The organism is Amycolatopsis orientalis DSM 40040 = KCTC 9412, assembly GCF_000478275.1.
Lineage (GTDB): Bacteria > Actinomycetota > Actinomycetes > Mycobacteriales > Pseudonocardiaceae > Amycolatopsis > Amycolatopsis orientalis.
This window is the reverse complement of sequence record NZ_ASJB01000031.1, coordinates 159,276-180,656: the sequence shown is the minus strand read 5'-3', so window position 1 is coordinate 180,656 and position 21,381 is coordinate 159,276. Positions and strand designations below refer to the sequence as shown.

Below are 21,381 nucleotides of genomic sequence, written 5' to 3'. Positions count from 1 at the left end.
TCCCTGATCCCCGGAAGGAGAAAGAACATGAATGACGTCGAAAAGGCACGTGCGGCGAAGGAAGCCCGGGAGGCGGTCGCGGCCGGATCGGGCTCGTCCCGTTCGTCGGCCGAGTTGGCGGAGACCGCCATGAGGAGGTACTTCGCCGCGGAGTCCTATCGCGCGAAGAAGCGTGACGAACCGTCCGAAGAGGACGAAGAGCGTCCGTCATGACCGGGGCGGCCGTCCGCGACGTCATGACCCGGGAGGTCTGTTCGGTGCGGAAGAGCACACCGATCGCGGACATCGTGCGGATCCTCGCCGGCCGGGGGATCAGCGCCGTTCCCGTCGTGGACGGCGATCGCGATGTCGTGGGTGTCGTCTCCGAAGCCGACCTGCTGCTCAAACAGGTCGAGGCGGCCACGGCGCCGAGGGCGAGGGTGCCGGGCATCCGGTCCACATCGGACGGACGCACGGCGGAGACCGTGATGAGCGCCCCGGCGGTCACCGTCGAAGCCGGGCTTCCGGTGGTGGAGGCGGCCCGGTTGATGGTGGGCCACCGGATCAAGCGACTTCCGGTGGTCGACAGCCAGGGCAAACTGACCGGGATCGTCAGCCGGGCGGATCTCGTCCGCGCCTTCGTCCGTACGGACACGGAAATCCGGGAAGAGGTCGCCCGGGACATCTCACGGCTGGTCCGGCGTCCCTCGCGGGGCGGCGTCGAGGCGGACGTCGAAGACGGGGTCGTGACCTTGCGAGGTGAAGTCGAACGCCGTAGCCAGGCGGAACTCCTACAGGCGCTGGTGCGCCGGATCACCGGCGTGGTCGCCGTCGTCGACCAGGTCGGGTTCTCGTGGGACGACGAGACGAACGGGACGGCTGGATGACGAGACCCCGATGGATTCCTTCCCTGGAGATCCTTCTGCTGGCCGGAGTGCTGACGATGGTCACCGCGGGCGGGTTCGCCCACTTCGTGAGCCCGGCGGTGGCGTCGTCGCTCTGGGCCGGAGCCACCGCGGTGGTGTTCGTACCGGCGACGCTCTGGGTGCTCGCCGACCTGCGGGCGGGCCGGTGGGGAGCGGACGTGCTCGCGGTGCTCGCGCTCGGCGGCACCGTCGCGGTCGGCGAATACCTCGCCGGGGCGATCATCGCGGCGATGGTCGCCACCGGCCGTGTGCTCGAAGCGGCCGCACGGCGCCGCGCCGGACGTGACCTCTCCGCGCTGCTGGCGAGGGCGCCGACCTCGGCCCGTGTACGCCGGGGTGACCTTGTCGAGAAGGTTCCGGCCGCTTCCGTGCTCCCGGGCGATGTGGTGGTGGTACTGCCCGGTGAAGTCGTTCCGGTGGACGGGACGGTCCGTGGTGAAGGGACGTTCGACGAGTCCGCCTTGACGGGGGAGGCGGAGCCCGTCGACCACACGGATGACGCGGTTCGCAGCGGTGTCGTCAACGCGGGTGCGGTCGTCGAAGTGCTGGCCACCGTGACCGCCGAAGCGAGTACCTACGCGGGGGTCGTGCGGCTGGCCGAACAGGCCGCGTCGGCCACCGCCCCGATCGCGCGGCTGGCGGACCGTGTCGCGGTCTGGTTCATTCCGGTCGCACTCGCCATCGCCGCACTGGCGTGGGTGTTCACCGCCGACCCGGAACGCGCGGTCGCGGTACTCGTCACCGCGACGCCTTGTCCGCTGCTGCTCGCCGTACCGGTCGCCGTGACCGGAGGGATGTCGCGGATGGCCCGGTCAGGGGTGGTCGTCAAGGACGGCGCCGCGCTGGAACTGCTCGGCAGGGTACGCACCCTCGCGATGGACAAGACCGGGACGGTGACGGCCGGCCGCCCGGAGGTCATCGCCGTGGTGTGCGCCCCGGAGGACTCGGCCGACCGCGTGCTCGGGCTCGCCGCGGCGGTCGAGGAATTCTCCCCGCATGTACTCGCCGAATGCGTTCTGCGCGCGGCGAAGTCCGTGGGAGCCGAGCGGCCGCGGGCCGAGGCCGTGTCCGAGACACCGGGTCGTGGACCCGAGGGGCTGGTGAACGGCAGGAAGATCCGCGTGGGCAGGCGATCGGAAGGGGAGCTTCCCGGCTGGGCGCGTGGCGTGGAACGACGGGGAAGGCTCGATCTGGCCTCCGTGATCTGGGTGGAGGAGGACGGAAGGCCGGTCGGCGCATTGCTGGTGCGTGACCGGCTCAGGCCGGACGCGGCGCGGACCCTCCGCCGTCTGCGTGCGGCGGGATTGACGCGGATCGTCCTGCTCACCGGCGATCGAGTCGGAAACGCCGAGGAGGTGGCGACGATGCTCGGTCTCGACGGCCTGCACGCCGAATGCACCCCGGCCGACAAGATCGCCTTCGTGCGCGGGGAGAACGAGAAGACGGTCACCGCCATGGTCGGGGACGGCGTCAACGACGCTCCGGCCCTCGCGGCCGCCGCGGTCGGCGTCGCGCTGGGTTCCCGTGGTTCGACGGCCGCCGCCCAAGCCGCTGACGCGGTCATCCTCGACGACCGCATCGACCGGCTGGCCGACGCCGTGGAGATCGCCCGCCGAGCCCACCGGCTCGCGCTGCAGAGCGCCGGGATCGGCACCGGTTTGTCCGTGCTCGCCATGCTCGCGGCGGCGGGCGGCTGGCTGGCACCGGTGCTGGGGGCGCTGGTGCAAGAGGGAATCGATGTCGCCGTCATCGGGAACTCGCTCCGGGCAGTGTTCTCGCCACGATCGTCCCGCCGACGCGCACCGGACGAGTTGGTCCGGCGATTCGCCGGAGAACACGAAACCCTGCTTTCGGTCCGGTCCGCGGTCCGCCTGGCCGCCGACGCACTGGCGGAGGGCGCGGGACAGCGGGCCGACGACGCGGTCCGGCACGCTTGCCGGCTGCTCACCGAGCGGCTGCTGCCCCACGAACAGGCCGAGGAGAAGCAGCTGTACCCAGCGCTCGCGGAGGTACTGGGAGGACCGGAGGGCACGGTCACGATGAGCCGGGAGCACACCGAGATCGAGCGGTTGGTCCGCCGTCTGCGCCGTCACCTGGACGAGGCGCCGGATGGCATCGAAACGGACCAGGTCGACGATCTCAGAGCGACTCTCTACGGCCTCGACGCGATTCTCACCCTCCATTTCGCGCAGGAGGAAGAGGCCTACTTCACGCTTTGAGGGAAGGACTTCCGCTCGGGTCGTCCGCGGTCCGCGGACGCTGGTCCAGCGCGGCCAGTTCGAGGGCCCGTGCCAGATCGCCGGCGCCGACCACCCCGGCCAGCGCGCCGGATCGGGTGACCAGGATCAGGTCACGCCCTGCCCGGGGAAACCCTTGCTCCATCAAATCGGCCACCTGGGCGTTGACGCCGACGACCGTGACCGCGCGATCCTTCCGCGCGACGTCGGCGACCCTCGTCGAGGGCCGGGCGTCGGCGGGGACCCGGATCAGATCGGCCAAGCTGACGACCCCGACGGGTACGCCCTCGAACGACAGCACCGGGAAGACACGCTCATGACCCGCGTCGGCGGCGTAGCCGGCGAACGCCTCCACCGTCCACCAGCCCGGCGCGATCACCGGGGAGGCGTTCATGATGTCGCCCACCCGGATCCCTTCGAGCCGTTCGCGCAACGAGCCCGTGGTGAACTCGGCCTGCGCCGCGAAGATCAGGAACCAGCCGAGCAGGACGAGCCACAGACCGGTGAACCGGCCCAGGAAGAGCAACTCCGCGAACCCCGCCACGCACAAGGCGGCTCCCAGCACCTGACCGGATCTGTCGGCGATCTTTCCCGCCAGGGCACGGTCGCCCCGTCGCCACCAGATGACCGCCCGCAGGATCCGGCCCCCGTCCAGCGGCGCGCCCGGCAGCAGATTGAACACCGCGAGCAGAAGGTTGCCGCCCCCCAGCCAGGCCAGCGCGCAGACCGGCAGCGGCGGCAGCGCACCGGCCGCCAGGACGGCCGTCCCGAGCCCGATACCACCGATGAGCAGGCTGGTGACCGGGCCCGCCGCGGCGATCCGCAGATCGGCTTTCGGGGTCGGCGGTTCGCCTTCGAGTTCCGCGGCGCCGCCGAGCATCCACAGCGTGATCCGCCTGACTCCCACACCGTGCCGCCGGGCGACGGCGGCGTGGGAAAGCTCGTGAAGGAGCAGCGAAGCGAGGAATCCCAGAGCGGTGAGAACACCGGTGACCCAGTACCACCCCGGACTCGCGCCGGGAGCCGCCTGTGGCAGCACACCCGATGCCAGGAGATCGGTGATCAGGAAGAGCACGACGAGCACCGACCAGTGGGCTCGCACGAGGACTCCGGCCCACCGGCCGAGCGGGACAGCGGTGCGGAACATCGGCTTCCCCTTCTCCGGGCGTCGTCGACCGGCGTTTCACGGAACGGATCCGTTCAACGATTCTCGGGGCGCGGACGGGCGCCTAGGGCCGAAGAGCCCCGATCGGAGGGACGTCCGCCGAGCCGGGACGACCCCGGTTCGACCGGCGTGGGGACGAAGTCCCGCGGCGCCGGGACCTTGGGCAGCAGAGCGACACCCGGGTCTCCGGTGAGCATTGTCCCGTGGAAGCCAACGTCCGGAAGGAAAGCGATGAGCTACGTACGCGATTTGTCGACGGTCAGCCTCGCCGACGCCGAATCGGCGGGAGGCAAGGGCGCCAACCTCGGTGAGCTGATCGGCGCGGGCTTCTCCGTACCGCCGGGGTTCGTCGTGCTCCGCGAGGCATACCTGGCGTCACTGGACGAAGCCGGCGTGCGGGCCGAAATCGCGGCACTGCACGAAAAGGCGATCGCGTCCGCTGACGCGCCGGAGCAGCTTTCCGCCCTGTGCGACGAGCTGGCCGCTCTCGTCCACCGGGCCGGGATGACCGGCGAAATCCTGGCGGAAGCGACCGCCGCCTATCACGGGATCGGGCAGTCGACACCCATCGCGGTCCGCTCGTCCGCGACCGGGGAGGACGGCGCGGAGGCCTCGTTCGCCGGGATGAACGCCAGCTACACGAACGTGTGGGGGGACAACGCCGTCCGCGAGCGGATCATCGACTGCTGGGCGTCCCTGTTCTCGCCCCGGGTGATCGGGTACCGGGCGAGCCGAGGTTTCACCGGCGAGCCCGCGATCGCCGTGGTGGTACAGAAGATGATCCCCGCCGAGCGGTCCGGGGTGCTCTTCACCGCGGACCCGCGTTCCGGCGATCGCGACCGGCTGGTGATCGAGGCGGTGTTCGGCCAGGGCGAGGCGATCGTCTCCGGGGCCGTCGAACCGGACACCTACCTGGTGGCGAAGGAGGATCTGCGAGTCATCTCCGCGCGGGTCGGCAGCAAGTCGCACAAGATCATCGCCGAAGTGGGCGGGGGAGACGTCAAGGTCGCCCTCTCCACCCAGGCGGCGGGCCGCCGTGTCCTCGACGACGCGATCGTCCTCGAACTCGCGCGGCTGGGTACCAGGATCGAAGACCATTACGGGACGCCGCAGGACATCGAGTTCGCCTTGACGGGCAAGGACATCTGGGTGGTGCAGTCCCGGCCGGTCACCACCCTCCCGCCCGATCGAGAGCAGGCTCCGGACGTTCTCGTCACCGGGCTGGCCGCGTCGCCGGGGATCGGCGGCGGAACGGTGCGGGTCCTGCGCGACCCGGCCGAAGGCGGACAGCTGCGGAACGGCGAGGTACTGGTCGCGCCGATGACCAACCCCGACTGGGTCCCCGCCATCCGGCGGGCCTCGGCGCTGGTGACCGACGGCGGCGGGATGACCTGCCACGCCGCGGTCGTCGCACGGGAGCTGGGCGTCCCCTGTGTCGTCGGCACCGGTGACGCGACGCGGGTACTCGCGGGGCGGGGGCCCGTCACCGTGGACGGCACCGTGGGCGAGGTGCGTTCCGGGTTCGTCCAGCCTCCCGCCCGGACCGAACCGGTCGTGGCGGCCGCCGTGCCGGAGGCGATCGGCACCAGGCTGTACGTCAACCTCGCGATGCCCGAACACGCCGAGGAGGTCGCCGCGCGCCAAGTCGACGGGGTCGGGTTGCTGCGGGCGGAATTCCTGCTCACCGAAGCGCTCGGCGGTCGCCATCCCCGCGACCTCATCGCGAAGGGCGAAGAAGAATCCTTTGTGGACTCGATGGCCGAGTCGCTGCTGCGGATCACGCGTCCGTTCGGGTCCCGTCCGGTGATCTACCGGGCGACCGATCTGCGCAGCAACGAGTTCCGCGGGCTCGCCGGGGGCGAAGCCTACGAAGCCGTCGAGAGCAATCCGATGATCGGGTACCGGGGCTGTTTCCGCTACGTGCGGGAGAAGGACCTGTTCGATCTCGAACTCCGGACCCTCGCGCGGGTCCGCGAGCAGACACCGAACCTGCATCTGATGATCCCGTTCGTCCGCACGAAGTGGGAACTGGAGGCCTGCCTCGAGCTGATCGACGCGAGCCCGCTCGGACGGCAGCGCGGCCTGCATCGCTGGATCATGGCCGAAGTCCCGTCCGTGGTGCACTGGCTCCCGGAGTACGCCGGGATGGGCATCGACGGCGTGTCCATCGGCAGCAACGACCTCACCCAGCTGGTGCTCGGGGTGGACCGGGATTCGGCGGTCTGCGCGGAGCTGTTCGACGAAGCCGATCCCGCCGTGCTCGACACCATCGAGCGCATCGTCGGTACCGCACGCCGTCTCGGGATCACGTCCTCGCTGTGCGGGCAGGCGCCCTCGGCGAAGCCGGGTTTCGCGGAACACCTCGTGCGGTTCGGGATCACGTCGATCTCCGTCAACCCCGACGTGATCGACGTCTCCCGGCGCGCCATCGCGGCCGCCGAGCGCCGGATCCTGCTGGACGGTGCCCGGTGAACGCGATCGAACTCCGCGGCGTGCGCAAGAGTTTCGGCCGGACGGTGGCGTTGGACGGCCTCGACCTGACCGTCCGGACGGGGGAGGTCCATGGATTCCTCGGCCCGAACGGCGCGGGCAAGACGACGACCTTGCGGCTCCTGCTCGGACTGCTGCGGGCCGACGCGGGGGAGATGCGGCTCCTGGGTGGAGATCCGTGGCGTGACGCGGTGTCGCTCCACCGGCGGCTCGCCTACGTGCCCGGTGAGGTGTCGCTGTGGCCCACGCTCACCGGCGGTGAGGTGATCGACCTGCTCGGCAGGCTCCGCGGTGGCATCGACCCGCGCCGTCGGGACCGCTACCTGGAGCTGTTCGACCTGGACCCGACCCGCAAGGGGCGCGCGTACTCCAAGGGCAACCGCCAGAAGGTGGCCGTCGTGGCGGCGCTCGCCTCCGACGTCGAACTGCTCCTGCTCGACGAGCCGACGGCCGGGCTCGATCCGTTGATGGAGGACGCCTTCCGCGGCTGTATCCGGGAGGAACGCGACCGTGGCCGGACCGTGCTGCTGTCGAGCCACATCCTCGCCGAAGCGGAGGCCCTGTCCGACCGGGTCAGCATCATCCGGGGCGGTCGTGTGGTCGACACCGGGAGCCTCGCCGAACTCCGGCACCTGACCAGGACCTCGCTCACCGCGCGGCTGACCGGACCACCGGACGGCCTGGCCACCCTGCCCGGGGTACACGACTTGAGCCAGGACCGGGAGACCGTCCGGATGACCGTCGACAATTCCGAGCTGAGCGCCGTCCTCGCCGCGCTCGGCCGGATCGGCGTGCTCGGCCTGACGAGTCAGGCTCCGACGCTCGAAGAGCTTTTCCTGCGCCATTACCGTGAACCGGTCCGTGAACTGGAGCCCCGATGAGCGCGCTGACCGGCACGGGCGCGCTGACCGGCCTCGCCCTGCGCCGCGACCGGTTTCGTATTCCACTGTGGACGTTCGCCTGTGCCGCGACCACCGCGGGCGCGGCCGCCGCCACCGCGGACCTCTATCCGTCGCAACGCGAACTGACCGTGTTCGCCGAGGCGGTCAACGCGGTCCCGGCGCTGGTCGCCTTCTACGGGCGCATCTACGATCCCACCTCGCTCGGGGCCGCCGCGGTGCTCAAACTGACCGGTTTCGGTGCCGCGCTGGTCGCGCTGCTGATGATCACCATGGTGGTCCGCCACACCCGCGCGGAGGAGGAATCCGGCAGGCTCGACCTGCTCGGCTCCGGTGTGCTCGGCAGGCACGCCCCGCTCGCGGCTGCGCTCGCGGTCATCGGCGGGACCGGCCTGGCCGTCGGAATCCTCACCGCCGGTGGCCTGGTCGCCGCCGGACTGCCCCCGGCGGGCTCGGTGGCGCTCGGCGTGGGCTGGATGACCGGGGGCTGGGTGTTCGGGGCGATCGCGGCGGTCACCGCGCAGCTGTGCCGGTCCGCGAGGCCGGCGACCGGAATCGCCGGTGGTGTGCTCGGGCTGGCCTATCTCGTGCGTGCCGTCGGGGACGCGGGTCCGGAATGGCTGTCCTGGTTCTCCCCGATCGGCTGGGTCCAGCAGATCCGGCCGTTCGCGGGCGAGCGCTGGTGGGTCGTCCTGCTGCCACTCGGATGCACGGTGCTGCTCCTGCTGCTCGCGGTCAGGCTCAACGACCGCCGCGACCAGGGGGCGGGTCTCCTGGCCGACCGTGGCGGTCCCGCGCACGCCGGTCGCGGCCTGCGCGGTACCGGGGGACTGTTGTGGCGGCTCAACCGGACCGGCCTGCTCGCCTGGACCTCGGTCTATCTGCTGCTCGGACTCGTGCTCGGCAATCTGGCCAACGGCATCGGCCGGTTCATCGACAACCCCCGGGCCGAACAGCTCATTCGCGCCCTGGGCGGGGAAAAGGCGTTGTCGGACGCGTTCTTCGCGCTGGAGCTGGGTATCGCCGGCGTCGTCGTCTCGGTGTACGCGGTCTCCGCGCTCATCCACCTGCACACCGAGGAGCAGGCGTTTCGCGTCGAAGCGCTGCTGGCCGCCTCGGTCTCGCGCACCCGGCTGCTGGCAGGCCACCTGGCGCTCGCGACCGTCGGAAGCGTCGTCCCGCTCCTCGCCGCGGGGGTGGGCGCGGGGCTCGCGAGTGGAGCGCAGACCGGCCGCGTCGGCGCCGAGATCGGCCGCCTGACCGCCGCGGCGCTGGTGCAGCTACCCGCGGTCTGGGTGCTCGCCGGGGCGGCCTGCGCCCTGTTCGGCCTGGTCCCGCGCAGGCTCGGCCTGGTCTGGGTCGTCTTGGCCGCGATCGTCGTCGTCGGCGAGTTCGGCGTGCTCTTCGGCGTTCCCCAGCTGGTCCTGAACCTCTCGCCGTTCACCCATCTGCCGGACCTGCCGGGTTCGGCCGCGGGGATGGCGTCCCTTCCCTGGCTCGTCCTCATCGCCTGCGCGCTGGCCGCGGCGGGGGTGGCGGGGTTCCGTCGCCGGGACATCGGCAGCTGAAACCTCCGGAAAGGAGATCGAGATGATCACGCGCCGTCGAGTGGGTGAGGTGATGCGCACCCAGGTGCTGACCGTGAAGCCGGAAACCCCGTTCAAGGCGATCGCCGTTCTTCTCACGTCCTGGGGGCTGAGCGGGGCGCCGGTGGTCGACGAAAAGGGCAGAGTGGCCGGTGTCGTCTCTCAGCGCGATCTGCTGGAACGGGAGACCCGGCACGGATTCCTGCGGTTCCGTCCCCGGCTGAGGCGCAAGGTGCGCGGGAGCCGGGCCGACGAGCTGATGAGCAGGCCCGCGATCACCGTGTCGCGGGACGCCGGGGTGGACGAGGCGGTCCGGCTGATGGAGGACCACCGGGTGCACCGGCTGCCGGTCGTCGACGACGACGCGAAGCTGGTGGGCATCGTCGGCAGGTCCGATCTGCTGCGCGGTTTCCTCCGGACCGATTCGGAACTGCGCGAAGAGGTCCGGACCGAGGTCGTCCGGCGTGCGATGTCGATCGATCCGGACACCTTGTCGATCGTCGTGCACAACGGCGTGGTGACGGTGAGCGGAGAGGTGGAGAGCACCGGGATGATCCCGGTGATCGTGGCGCTGATCCGCAGGCTGGACGGTGTGGTCGATGTCCGCGAGCGGCTCACCGCGGGACTGGACGACAGTCACCTGCCGATCGAGGAACCGGTCAGCACGGGCGTCATCGAGGCGCTGAAGCGGCATTCGTGACCGGATGGGAAGACCCGCCATCCGTCCACTGAGGACGGATGGCGGGTCTCCGGACGTCGTCAGCTGCGGAAGAGGGCGACCTTGAGCGCGTCGCTCTCCTGAGGCCGGGCGAAAACGTCGTAGGCCTCGTCCATTTCGTCGAGCCCGAACCGGTGGGTGACGAACCGGGACGTGTCGAGTCGCCCCGCCGCGAGCATCCGCAGCAGCATCGGGGTGCTCGAGGTGTCGACCAGGCCGGTGGTGATGGTGATGTCCCGGATCCAGAGGTCCTCCAGATGCAGCGTGGCGGGAGCACCGTGGACGCCGACGTTCGCGACGTGCCCGCCGGGCCGGACCAGTGTGGTGCACAGTTCGAAGGTCTCCGGCAGCCCGACCGCTTCGATCGCGACGTCCGCGCCGAGGCCGCCGGTGAGTTCGGCGATCGCGCCCAGCGGATTCTCGCCGGGCTGGAGCAGGACGTCGGCGCCGAAGTCCTTGGCGGCGGCGAGCCTGCTGGGTTCCTTGTCGATCACCACGACGGAACTCGGCCCGAACAGGTGCGCCGCGGTGATGGCGGCGAGCCCGATCGGCCCGGCCCCGACGATCGCGACGCAGTCGCCGGGCTGCACTTTTCCGTTGCGGGCTCCGACCTCGTAGGAGGTCGGCATGATGTCGGCGAGCATCAGCGCCGCCTCGTCCGCCACTCCGGGCGGCAGCACGTAAGTCGAGGTCTCGGCGAACGGGACGCGGACGAATTCGGCCTGCACACCGTCGATCCGGTGGCCGAGCACCCAGCCGCCACCGCCGAGACACTGCCCGTAGACGCCTTTCCGGCAGTATTCGCAGCGCCCGCACGCGGTGATACAGGAGACGAGCACCCGATCGCCCGGTTTCAGCGTCGTCACCGCCTGGCCGACCTCCATGATCGTGCCGACGGCTTCGTGGCCGAGGATCCGGCCGTGCTCCACGGCCGGGACGTCGCCTTTGAGGATGTGCAGATCGGTTCCGCAGATGGTGACCGCGTCCACCCGGACTATCGCGTCGGTCGCCGCGGCGAGCTCCGGCCGGGGGCGATCGACCCAAGCTCGACGCCCCGGACCGTCGTAAACCAGTGCCTTCATGCTTTCTCCTAGTCCACGGAAGGGTTGCGGCTTCGAGCGTCTCGCTGTGCCGTCCCGTCACACAGAGCCGAAAGCCCCGGCCGGCCGTGACGTCCGGCCGCATCGCGGGCGAACGCAGGCTGCCTAGCGTCGGCGGAGTCGGTTCCCTGTCCGCTTCGCGAGCCGGAGGAGCACTTCATGACGGAATTCGGAACGGCACCGGTCGTCGCGGCGGTGAACGGCTCGGCGCATTCGATGGCGGCCGCGCTGTGGGCGGTGGACGAAGCGTTCCTGCGCAAGACGGATCTGCTGCTCCTGATGGCCTATGGCGTCGACGGCGCACCGTTCGGGAATCGGTCTTTTCCTCCCGATACCTGGCTGAAGGCGAAGGAAGCCATCACCGACGAGGTGCTGCGCGAGTTCCGCGCGGAATGCGAATCGGCGGTCCCCGACGTGAAGGTGCGGACCGCCGCCGTCGATACGGGCCCCATCGCCGCCTTGACCGAGGTTTCGGCGACCGCGCGTCTTCTGGCGATCGGTGCCCCGGCCGGAGAGGTCGCGGGCCTGTTCACCGGCGTGTCCGCGTCCCGCTTGACGACGGGAGCCTGCTGCCCGGTCGTGATCGTCCGCGGTCCGCGCCAGGCGGGCCCGGTCGTGGTCGGTGTGGACGGCAGTCCCCTGAGCGAGGAAGTGCTCGCCTGGGCCTTCGAGGAAGCTTCGCTCCGGAAGGCCCCCTTGGTCGCCATGCACGCGTGGCACGACGGTGACGTCGCGGGCCTGTTCACCGGCGAGGGCGCCCTGCCCTTCCCCGGAGAGTCGGTCCGCGAAACCGAAAACCGCGTCCTGGGACAGCGTCTCGCGGGCTGGCGCAAGAGATATCCCGAGGTTCAGGTCGACCAGGTGATCGTCAGGGACAAGCCGCGGCACCGCCTGCTCGAGCTGAGCGGGAATGCCCGGCTGGTGGTCGTGGGCAGCCGTGGCAGAGGAGGTTTCGCCGGCCTGACCATCGGCTCGACCAGCCACGCCCTGATCCATCACGCCGGATGTCCGGTCATGGTCGTCCGGGCGACGGGACGTCCGCCCGGATGACTCAGGCGACCATCCCGGGGCCGCCTGCCACGGTTCCCCGCCGTTCCCGGAGCGCCGAGCCGCCGACTCCGGACAGCGTAATGGTGATCACCAATCCGATGGCCAGGTTGATGATCGCCGTCGCGAGCCGCGCGTCGATTCCGGCGCCCAGGCTGAGCGGTATCACCACGGTGATAGCGGTGAGGAGCACCATGATCCAGCCGAAGAAGGCCCTCGCCCTCGGTGTCGTGAGCAGAAGGACGTGGAGCAGCGCGGTCGCCGCCAGCGCCGCGGCGGCCGAGACGAGCGCGTAGGTGACGGTATTGGCCCCACCCCAGGCGCTTTCGTCGCTGGGCGCGAGAACCGGGACCTTCACCAGTCCTCGTGCCACCAGGATGCCGACCACGGCGGTGAGTGCCGCGGTGACCGCCGTCGCCGCACCGCCCGCCCATAACCTGCCCGCGTTGACCGTTCGCCGTTCTTCGGTTTCGAAGTCGTTTTCCATGGTGATGACACTGCAAGGTGGTGCGGCCGCCGTGTAGAGCCCGACGAACTTGACGGCGAAGGACTTTAGGCCCGCACGGTCCTCATGGCCGTCAACTCGGGACCTTGTCCCCTCCTGCGTTCCTCTCGGCGTCGAAACCCTGGACGGATCAGGACTTTCCGACAGGAGGGCTTATGCGATCGATCGCATCGAACGGGGCAGTCGTGGTGTTGCTGACGTTGGGGATGGCCGCCGGGGTGACCCCGGCGAGTGCTGGACAACAGACCCCTTACCTCGACTTGGGGAAGATCTCCGAAGTCGTGTCATCCGAAGCTCTTGATGTGAGCAACGCCGGTTTCGTCGTGGGTATGAGTTCCGCCGGTCCGGGTGGGGCGTACGTACCGACCAACTGGGACCGGGCAGGCAGGCTCACCGTGTTGAAGACCTTGCCGGACAGCGCCGAGGTCCCGCGGCCCAGCGCTGTCAACGATCTGGGGCAGGCCATCGGGACCGTGTCGCAAGCCGACGGCGGCCGGCGTGCGCTGCGCTGGAACCGCGATGGTGAGGTCACCGTCCTGGAGGCTCCGCCCGGTGCCGCCTTCCTCGGAGCGAACGCGCTCAACAACAGGGGAGTCGTCCTGGGCGGGGCAGGGAGCAACCCGCTGGTCGGGCAGGTCGTCCGCTGGGACCGTGCGGGGAAGGTCACCGTTCTTCCCGAATTGCCCGGCCTGCGATGGCCCTTCGGCATTGCGATCAACGACCACGGGATCGCCATCGGTGGAGGATACGACCCGCAGGACTACATTCACCCGTGGCTCTGGGATCGCGCCGGTGTGCCGCACAAGCTCGACCCGCCGCCCGGCGTGGGCCCCGCGCTGCTGACCGACCTGAACGACCGAGGTCATGTGATCGGCAACGTGGGCGCGGGAGGAATCGGGGGCGTCGTCTGGGATCCCGCGGGACACGGCACCGTCCTGCCGGGGCAGGGCGTTTCGGTCGCACAGATCAACGAAAGAGGGACCATCCTGGGCTCGGCCTATTTCGAGGACCTCGGTACGACGACAGCGGTGCGCTGGCGAGACGGCCGGCTCACCCGGCTCGCCCTGCCCCCCACGGGCAGGCTGGCCTACGCGATCGACCAGAGCGACAACGACATCACCATCGGTCGCGCCGTGCTGAGTCCGTATCGGGAGGTACCGGTGTGGTGGGATCGAGACGGCGAAGTGCACGACTTCGCGTGTCCCTCGGCGACGATTCCGTGCACGGTCAACGCGGTCAACGCCCAGGGGATCGCCGTGGGCTCCGGGATGGTCGAAACCGGGGCCGGGACCTTCCAGCACGCGCTCGCGTGGCGGCTGCGCCGGTGATCCGGCGGTCCTGAGTGAGTGTGGGTCTCACGCGGCGAAGGGCGCTTTCCCCGCTTCGTATGCGGGGAAAGCGCCCTTCAGGTCGCGCCCTTCCCCGGAGACGTCCCCACGCACGCGCGTTACCGCGCAAGACACCACGAGCCGTTCTTCCCGACCGAAGGCGCGCTTCGAAACCAGAGTGAGCGGCCCTGTCCGGGCGGACCGGGAAAGCGGGGCCACGGGCCTGCTACCGCGAGGACTTTGGGCTCTGCCGGGCGCAGGCCCCGGACTTCGACGATGAAGGGTGTTCGTCCCCGTGCCGTGGCACCCGATCCCTGGAGTTCGTGATGCGCAGACTTTCGTTGCTCACCGTGTCGCTGATGCTGCCTGTCCTGGGGGCCGCCACCGCGCTTCCCGTCGCGGCGGCGCCGGTTCAGCAGGCCACACTGGTGGCGATCCGAGCGGCCCACCACACCGACTTCGACCGGGTGGTGTTCGAATTCGCCGGTCCACTGCCTGCCGAGCGCGACGCGGTTTACGTCCCGGAAGTGATCGGCGATCCGTCGGGGAACCCGGTGCCGATCGTCGGAGACGCGTTCCTTCGCCTTCGGATGGCATCCGCCGTCGGTCACAACGACAACGGCGACATCACCTATGGGCCGCCTCGGCGGACGTATGCCCTGCCCAACGTGATGCAGGTGGTCAACGCGGGCGACTTCGAAGGGGTGCTCACCTTCGGAATCGGTCTCGCACGCCAGGCGTCGTTCCGCTTGTTCACCCTGACCGGACCCAGCCGGGTCGTCCTGGACATCACGACGCCGTTCCGGACGGTCGACGTCCGGGCGCATTTCCTGGATTTGACCCGTTTCGAGTCAGGCGTCGAGCCCTACACCCGTGCGGTCAGCCGCCCGGTGATACCTCCGGCACTCGCGCGCGGCGCGCTGCAGCGGCTGTTCGCGGGTCCCACCGAAGGGGAACTCGCGCAACGGTTGCGGTTCGTCGACTCCGACGCGACGGGGTTCACGGGCTTGTCGATCACCGGCTCCGTCGCCAAGGTCCAGCTGACCGGAGGGTGCTCGAGCCACGGCTCCACGTTCACCGTCGCGGACGAGATCATGGCGACACTCAAGCAGTTCCCGGCGGTTCGGTGGGTGAAGATCCTCGACCCGTCCGGCCGTACCGAGCGGCCCACCGGGAACACCGACTCGATTCCCGAATGCCTTGAGCCGTGACCGGACGGCGCGGTCTGCCGGCCACCGCCGTCTCGATGGCGGCGGTGACCCGCCGGGCACAGGCGCGGCCGGAATTCCCGTCGAGGGGGCGAGGACGTGGTGGACACACTGGTGCTGAGATGGACCGTCACCGTTGTGCTGCTCTTCTCCCTGGCGGTGATGGCGTTCGGGTTCACTCGTCGGACGTTGCGCTTGGCCATGCCGCTCATCGTGTCGGCGGTCGGCCTTCTCTGGGTCCCTGGCTTGCCGGATCTGCTGGCCCGATGGCAGTGGGCGATCCTCGGCCTGGTGGCGATCGTGGGTCTCGACTGGATCGCCGCGTGGCGGGGTAGCCCGGGGGTCGATGTCGCCAAGCCGGTCGAATTCGACACTCCCGCGACCAAGGAGTTGCTGACCGAACTGGGATTCCGGCTGCCGGCCGTGGCACTGCGCAAGCCCGCCGGAGTGCCGGGCGGGACCAGTGGTGACCAGGTCGCCACCATCGTGAGTGCCAGCGAGGTCAAAGGGGGCACTCTGGTCGCCGCCCTGATCCGGCTCGCCGAGCTGTTCACCGCGTCACCACGCCGGTATGTGGTTCGGCTACGCGCGGAGCGCTGCGCCGACTTCGACTCCGTCCTGACGGACGAGGTGGCCACGGACCCGCTGTTGTGGGTGACGGTCGACGTCCGGAGCCGCCGCACCGACAGCAGTGTCGCGGTGACGACCTTCGACCGTGTTCGCTTGAGTGATGCCGGCGAACACGCCGCCGCGTTCGTGGCCGCCGCGGTCCTCGCGCGCGACCGGTCCACCCCGCGCTGGATCTTGCCGGTACGAGAACGCGCCGAAGACCTCGCGCAATTCCTGCTCGGCCCGCCGGCACCGGCGGCCGGGGCCACCTACGAGCAGGTCGTCGCCGACCGGCGGATACGGCGGGACCGGCTGGCCTCGGTGGCCCGCGACGGCGCGGCAGCCGGAATCGTCCGGTACGAGCTGGCGATGCTCGACGACCTCTGCGGGCTACCGCTGGCCGCGCTGCGGCTTCACGCCCGCACCGTCGCGGAGAATCCCCGGTTCCGCCGCGCGCAGTACCGGCTCGGGCTGTCACTGGTGATGGCCGCAGGCGACGCCCTCGCCTCGTGCTGGCTACCGGACCGGAACGATCGTGAACACCGCGACATCGTGACTTACCTGCGTCGCGCCGGTATGTCCTTGGCCCCCACCGCCCGTTCCGACGCGCCCGAGGACCTGTGCCGATTCCGGCATGCGTTGCTGGTCCACGCCGAACGGCAACTCACCGACTACCGTGCCGCGCTGACCTGGCCGAAGATGATCGCCAGTTGCCTGTGGCGCCGTTCCGAGCGTTCTTCCTGGCTGACTTTGATGAAATCGTGGTCCGAATGGCGGCGGCAGGTGGCCGTGGCCGAGTCGGCCCTGCTCTTCTGTCGCGCCCGGAACCGCCAGATCGACGGCGGGGTCGCGGATTCGGTCTTTGTGCGTCAGGCTCGCGACCAGGCGGACCGGCTGTGCGCGCGGATCGGGGGAACGGACCAGTGGCAGCATGCCTACAACCTCGCCTGCACGCTCACCCTCACTGTCGCCGACCGGGATCATGCCCCCGCCCCGGAGCGGAAAGCGGACCTCGCCCGCGTCTTGGACCTGCTCCGGCTCGTCGCCGACGCGCCGGACAACCCGCTCGCGTCGGAGTGGATCGGCCGTGACCCCGACCTCAAGCCGCTTCATGCCGACCCACGGTTCCGCGACTTCCTGCGGGATCAGATACGCCGTGACTTCCCGCGGAGCACACCGCCGGGGGACGAGCCGGAGGACGTGGACTGGTTCGCCTGGCAGGTCGATGTCGCCAGAGAGGGTCGACGCGGGTGAAGTGCTGGAACGGGATCCGTGGTGTCGCGGACCGTCCGGACCCGCCACCTCGGAGAGGACCTTCGGTCCGCTGCTCCCCGCTCGAAAGTCCCTTTTGCGCCAAGGAAACCCTGTGTCACCGTTGGTCGAAGGGCGGGCGTTCACCGCGGAGCCGAAGGAGAGTTTCGTGTCCGGTAAATCGCAGGGCGACGGCAGCTGGCGGCGGACCAATCTGATCACCCACCACCGGGATCACCTGCCACAGGTGAAGGTCCTGGTCGACGAGCTGTACGCGACGTTGTCCGAAAACGGGCGCCGCGACTACGAGGCCATGATCAAGGGGGAGTACGCCGGTCCTCACGAGCACGTCGAACATCACGCGTATGGTGACGGCCTGCTCAGCTTGATCGCGGAGCCCACCCGTGACCCGCAGAGGATGCGGCTGACCCACCTGGTCTACGGCGGATGCACCGCGCACCAAGTCCGGCAGGATCTGGTGAGTCGCGGCCTGGGCTCGCTGGGCATCACCTGGGTGTATCCGCCGGAAGCGGACCTGTCCGGAGAATGAGGAAGCGGGACGCACCACCGGAACACCGTCCGCGGCCGCACCAGGATGTCCTGAAGGCCCCCTTTCGGACGTGGAGCGTCTCGAAGGTTCCCTTCAGAACGGGATCCGGGCCCGTGTTTCGGTGCCGGTGTCCCCAATGCGGCATTGGAGACCTTGAACGTCTCCAATGCCACATTGGGGACATCTGCCCTACCCCTCAATACCCCTCAAAGGATCCGCGCCGGGGATACGGCAGAGTAGTTCTACTCGTGTGGAGCGAAGGAAACCGCTGGCAAGATCGGTGCTGTCCGCTCACTGGGGGCGGCGTTCACCGAGGAGAATCATGAAGCTTCGTCATGCTTTCACCACACTCGTTGTCGCCGCGGGCCTGATCGGCGTGTTCGCGCCCGTCGCGGTGGCCGACGAGCCGATCGCGAGCATCGACTTCGCGGCCGAACAGGGTGCTTTCCCGGTCGACGGGAAGAGCGGGTACTGGGCCGACTCGCCCGAGCACGAGGTGGTGATCCGCGAGGTCGGCGATGTCCTGCGCGTGGACGCCGACGCCGATAACGGTCGCTACTATTTCAGACTCGACTTCAGCGGTCCGTCGGGCGCGCTCCAGGTCGGCTCGTACGATCACGCGGGCGGAGCCCACATCCTCGCGATCGTCACCAGTCTGGGCTGTACGGACGACTATTCGACGTTCACGATCAGCCGCGTCGAACGCGGCGCCGAAGGACTCACTGCCCTTGACGCTACCTTCGAACAGCGGTGCGGCAGCCCGGCCGCACCCGCGCTGCGAGGCGAGGTCCACTACCTGCGCTGAGTCAGGCGGACCGTCCCTGAACTGTCTACAGTGGACAACGTCGTCGTCACGGGTATGACGTCTTCCGCGCACTGGGCCCTGCGCGCCCACGGCGCTGGTGATCTATCCGGCAGAAGGTCGCGGTGTCGGGTTATCGAGAGCGCGCGTTGTCGCTCAGGGTAAGGGGTGTGTGGAAACAGGGACGTTCACTGTCCCTATTTCCACACACCCTCCCGTCTCCGGGACTTTCGCGACGCTGACCCGCCCCGGTGGGAACGGGGGCGGGTCAGCGCGTGTCACGAGTGCTGCGAAACGACGGCCGGCCGCGCGGCCGCCGCGGTTCCCGCCGTCGGCACCGGCAGCGGATGCGGCGCGATGTCGAGGTCACCGTTCGGCAGCACGCCGTCGACGAGGTATTCCTTGCCGATCCGCTGGGCCTCCGGATTGGCCATCGCCGGGTGGCTGCCGAACACGCAGTGGGTACCCGAACCGCGTTCGGTCACCAGGACCGAACCGGGCAGCTGCTTGTGCATCGCGACCGTGTTCGCGTACGGCGTCGCGGAATCGCCTTCGACACCGAACAGCAGAGTCGGCGGCAGATTCCTTCCCGACGGCACGATCCGCTGGTCACGCACCGGCCAGTGGGCGCAGGCGGACGGGATCGACACGTTGTACCAGGCGAAATCGCTGGTCTTGGCCAGCTCACCGAAGTCTCCTTCGATCTTCGCCCGGTCCGTCGGAGCCTCGGAGTCGACACAGGCGATCGAGATCATCCCGGCGATGTAGCTCTCGCCCGCCGCGCCACCCGAGGGAGTCGCCCAGTCCAGTACGGCACGGTCGTCGCCGCGCAGGACGTAGTCGGCCATCGCCTTCGCGAGGGGTTCCCAGTAAAGCTCGTGGGAAAGGTTGGCGATGTAGACGTCCATCAGTTCCACCGCGCCGACGTTCTTCGACGGCCCGTGCGGCGACTTCCGGAAGTCGCCGAGCAGTTTCCGCCAGGCCGCGTTCACCTCTTCGTAGCTCTTGCCGAGGTGGAACACGTTGTCGTACTTGGCGATCCAGCTCAGGTAGGCCCGTTCACGGGCGACGCCCGCGGTGACCTGACCGGTCGAGTTGTGGTACCACATCTGCGGTTCCACCGGATTCATCGAGCTGTCGAGGATCATCCGGTCCACCCGGTCCGGGTACCGCTCGGCATACGCGCTGCCGAGGTAGGTGCCGTAGGAATATCCCAGGTAGCTGATCTTCTCCTCGCCGAGCAGCGTGCGTACCCGGTCCATGTCCTGGATGACGTTGCGGCTGCCGGTGTACTTCAGCTTTTCGCCGTTCTTCTCCGCGCATGAGCGGGCGAAGGCCTTCCAGGTCTCCCAGCTCTTGTCCCGTTCCTCGGGCCGGTCCGGGTCGGGCTGGAGCCCGCGCCAGTAGTCCTCGCCGACACAGCTGAGCGGCTGGCTGTGGCCGGTGCCGCGGGAATCGAGGCCGACGATGTCGTAGGCCTCGAGCACTTCCTTGGGCAGCCGGGTGTACCCGGTCGCGTTCGGAAGGGACAGCCTGCCCGGCAGCATCGCCGCCGAAATCCCCGGGCCGCCGGGATTGACGAACAGCACGCCACGCCGTTTCGCCGGGTCGGTGCTGGCGTGTTTCGAGACGAGCACGTCCATCCGCGCGCCGAACGGCCGCGAATAGTCGAGCGGGACGTTGACCGTCGCGCATTTCAGCGCCGGGTACGCCTGGGCGATATCCGCCGGACAGGCCCCGAAGTCGAGCTGCGAAGCGGCATACGCCGGTGTACTGACGGCCGCCGCGGTGCTCAAGGTGAGCAGCGCGGTCAGGCCGATGGTGAGGAATCTCCTCATTCGAACCCCCAGTTCGATCGGACCGGGGGACTGTAGCGGCAACGCCGTCCGCTCGTCCGCGTATTCGCCAAGATCATGCTGGGGCCCCTCGCATTCCGACGGCGGAATGCGAGGGGCCGATCTCAGCCCGCGCAGCGCCAGGCGACCGGCGTGGACCATCCGGCGGTGCCGCCGATCCGTCCGTCGTCACCCACGACCGAAACCCGGCCGCCCGAAGCGCCGTCCGGCAGCGGAAGCCGCGTCGGCTGCCCGGTGGCGTCCCACACCGCGGGCGGGCCGATCTGCTGGGTGTCGATCTGGCCGCCGATCACTCCCGACCGGTTGATGGCGAAGACGCCGGTGTTGCGTTCGAGGCGACGCGGCGACCGCGGGCCGTCCCAGACGAAACCGTCGCCGGTGTAACGGCCGTCCGCCGACAGGGACGCGATCACCTTGCCCGCGCTGATGGCGACCGGCGAGGAGTCGTCATAACCCGCCGGAAGCGCGTAGGAGGTGAGGACACCGTCCTTCCACGTGTACGGCCCGCCCGAACCGTCGCCGAAGAGGACCGTGCCGTCGTCGTCGATGTCGACAGGGTTCGAGAGATTCTGCGTGTTGGTGATCGCGACGGGATTCCCGCCCGCCGGCCACAGCACCGGGACCTCGTAGTACGGATCGAGATGGGCGACGACGCCGACCACGTCACCGCGGGAGTTGATCGCCGAAGCGCGCGGGTAGCGGTGTCCCTCCAGCGTCGGCAGGAACCGGTAGGTGCTCCCGGAAAGGACGAACGACGCGTAGTCGGCCGAGCCGGGTGTCGCGGCGTAGCCGACGATGTCTCCCCATCGGTTCTGGTCGTTCACGGACGCTCGCTCGTAGCCGGCCGGGATGTCCCGCAGCGTGAACCCGCCGTGCTTCCACCGGATGATCCGCGACACCGAGCCGTCCGAGACCTGCCCGGAGAATTCGCCCCGCCCGTCGGTGCCGTCGACCGAGGCGGAGACCGTCCCCGCCGGGACCGGCAGGGTCTTGGCCTGCCAGGTGCACGCCACTTCCTGGGCCGTCGCCGCTTCGGCGGGCGCGGCGAGCAGCGCGCCGAGCGCGATCATCCCGGTGACCACGGCGGTTCTGCGAGATTTCGGTGTAGGCGTCATGTCGTCCCCC

18 protein-coding genes are annotated in these 21,381 nt (G+C 69.6%); 13 read left to right on the top strand and 5 right to left on the bottom strand.

Going from position 1 to position 21,381, the window contains the following annotated elements:
- Positions 1–27 precede the first annotated feature (27 nt).
- The 3 genes from L324_RS09860 to L324_RS09850 are packed head-to-tail and all read left to right on the top strand — an operon-like array spanning position 28 to position 3,124.
- Positions 28–213: a hypothetical protein gene (locus L324_RS09860; RefSeq protein ID WP_037305829.1), complete on the top strand. Its 186-nt coding sequence runs from the start codon at positions 28–30 to the stop codon at positions 211–213.
- Positions 210–866 carry a CBS domain-containing protein gene (locus L324_RS09855; RefSeq protein WP_037305828.1) on the top strand — a complete coding sequence of 219 codons (657 nt, stop codon included), beginning with the start codon at positions 210–212 and terminating at the stop codon, positions 864–866. Before L324_RS09860 ends, L324_RS09855 begins: the two co-directional genes overlap by 4 nt.
- Entirely contained in the window at positions 863–3,124 is a 2,262-nt protein-coding gene (locus L324_RS09850) for a heavy metal translocating P-type ATPase (protein WP_037305827.1), read from the top strand. Before L324_RS09855 ends, L324_RS09850 begins: the two co-directional genes overlap by 4 nt.
- On the opposite strand, the gene L324_RS09845 is transcribed toward L324_RS09850, so the two are convergent.
- Positions 3,114–4,289, bottom strand: coding sequence for a site-2 protease family protein (locus L324_RS09845; RefSeq protein ID WP_037305826.1), 1,176 nt, complete (start codon positions 4,287–4,289; stop codon positions 3,114–3,116). The two genes, L324_RS09850 and L324_RS09845, sit on opposite strands and share 11 nt — an antisense overlap.
- A 249-nt stretch (positions 4,290–4,538) precedes the next feature.
- On the opposite strand from L324_RS09845, the gene ppsA reads away from it, so the two are divergent.
- The 4 genes from ppsA to L324_RS09825 are packed head-to-tail and all read left to right on the top strand — an operon-like array spanning position 4,539 to position 9,982.
- Positions 4,539–6,779, top strand: a complete 2,241-nt coding sequence (gene ppsA, locus L324_RS09840; protein WP_037305825.1) for a phosphoenolpyruvate synthase — start codon at positions 4,539–4,541, stop codon at positions 6,777–6,779.
- Entirely contained in the window at positions 6,776–7,678 is a 903-nt protein-coding gene (locus L324_RS09835; RefSeq protein ID WP_037305824.1) for an ABC transporter ATP-binding protein, read from the top strand. Before ppsA ends, L324_RS09835 begins: the two co-directional genes overlap by 4 nt.
- Positions 7,675–9,264, top strand: coding sequence for an ABC transporter permease (locus L324_RS09830; protein ID WP_037305821.1), 1,590 nt, complete (start codon positions 7,675–7,677; stop codon positions 9,262–9,264). The genes L324_RS09835 and L324_RS09830 overlap by 4 nt, the downstream gene beginning before the upstream one ends.
- Before the next feature lie 22 nt (positions 9,265–9,286).
- Positions 9,287–9,982: a CBS domain-containing protein gene (locus L324_RS09825; RefSeq protein WP_037305820.1), complete on the top strand. Its 696-nt coding sequence runs from the start codon at positions 9,287–9,289 to the stop codon at positions 9,980–9,982.
- 59 nt (positions 9,983–10,041) lie between these two features.
- Here the strand turns inward: L324_RS09825 and L324_RS09820 are convergent, their stop codons facing one another.
- The gene (locus L324_RS09820) at positions 10,042–11,082 is read right to left on the bottom strand and encodes a zinc-dependent alcohol dehydrogenase family protein (protein WP_037305819.1); all 1,041 of its coding nucleotides are present in this window, start codon (positions 11,080–11,082) and stop codon (positions 10,042–10,044) included.
- A 177-nt stretch (positions 11,083–11,259) separates the two neighbouring features.
- On the opposite strand from L324_RS09820, the gene L324_RS09815 reads away from it, so the two are divergent.
- Complete coding sequence (locus L324_RS09815) at positions 11,260–12,150, top strand: universal stress protein (protein WP_037305818.1); 891 nt, start codon at positions 11,260–11,262, stop codon at positions 12,148–12,150.
- Position 12,151: 1 nt separating this feature from the next.
- Here the strand turns inward: L324_RS09815 and L324_RS09810 are convergent, their stop codons facing one another.
- Positions 12,152–12,634, bottom strand: a complete 483-nt coding sequence (locus L324_RS09810) for a DUF6069 family protein (protein ID WP_051173813.1) — start codon at positions 12,632–12,634, stop codon at positions 12,152–12,154.
- A gap of 173 nt (positions 12,635–12,807) precedes the next feature.
- On the opposite strand from L324_RS09810, the gene L324_RS09805 reads away from it, so the two are divergent.
- From L324_RS09805 to L324_RS09785, 5 genes are all read left to right on the top strand, one after another.
- Entirely contained in the window at positions 12,808–13,980 is a 1,173-nt protein-coding gene (locus L324_RS09805; RefSeq protein ID WP_152546781.1) for a hypothetical protein, read from the top strand.
- Positions 13,981–14,306: 326 nt separating this feature from the next.
- Positions 14,307–15,191, top strand: a complete 885-nt coding sequence (locus tag L324_RS40890) for an AMIN-like domain-containing (lipo)protein (protein ID WP_051173812.1) — start codon at positions 14,307–14,309, stop codon at positions 15,189–15,191.
- A gap of 96 nt (positions 15,192–15,287) precedes the next feature.
- Complete coding sequence (locus L324_RS09795; RefSeq protein ID WP_037305816.1) at positions 15,288–17,051, top strand: hypothetical protein; 1,764 nt, start codon at positions 15,288–15,290, stop codon at positions 17,049–17,051.
- Positions 17,052–17,163: 112 nt separating this feature from the next.
- Positions 17,164–17,598, top strand: coding sequence for a hypothetical protein (locus L324_RS09790; protein WP_037305815.1), 435 nt, complete (start codon positions 17,164–17,166; stop codon positions 17,596–17,598).
- Between the two features lie 322 nt (positions 17,599–17,920).
- Positions 17,921–18,403 carry a hypothetical protein gene (locus tag L324_RS09785; protein WP_037305814.1) on the top strand — a complete coding sequence of 161 codons (483 nt, stop codon included), beginning with the start codon at positions 17,921–17,923 and terminating at the stop codon, positions 18,401–18,403.
- A gap of 275 nt (positions 18,404–18,678) precedes the next feature.
- On the opposite strand, the gene L324_RS09780 is transcribed toward L324_RS09785, so the two are convergent.
- On the bottom strand, positions 18,679–20,238 hold the full coding sequence (locus L324_RS09780; RefSeq protein ID WP_037305812.1) for an alpha/beta hydrolase: 1,560 nt from the start codon (positions 20,236–20,238) through the stop codon (positions 18,679–18,681).
- 122 nt (positions 20,239–20,360) lie between these two features.
- A complete protein-coding gene (locus tag L324_RS09775) occupies positions 20,361–21,371 on the bottom strand; it encodes a hypothetical protein (RefSeq protein WP_152546780.1) in 1,011 nt (336 codons plus the stop codon).
- Between the last annotated feature and the right edge of the window lie 10 nt (positions 21,372–21,381).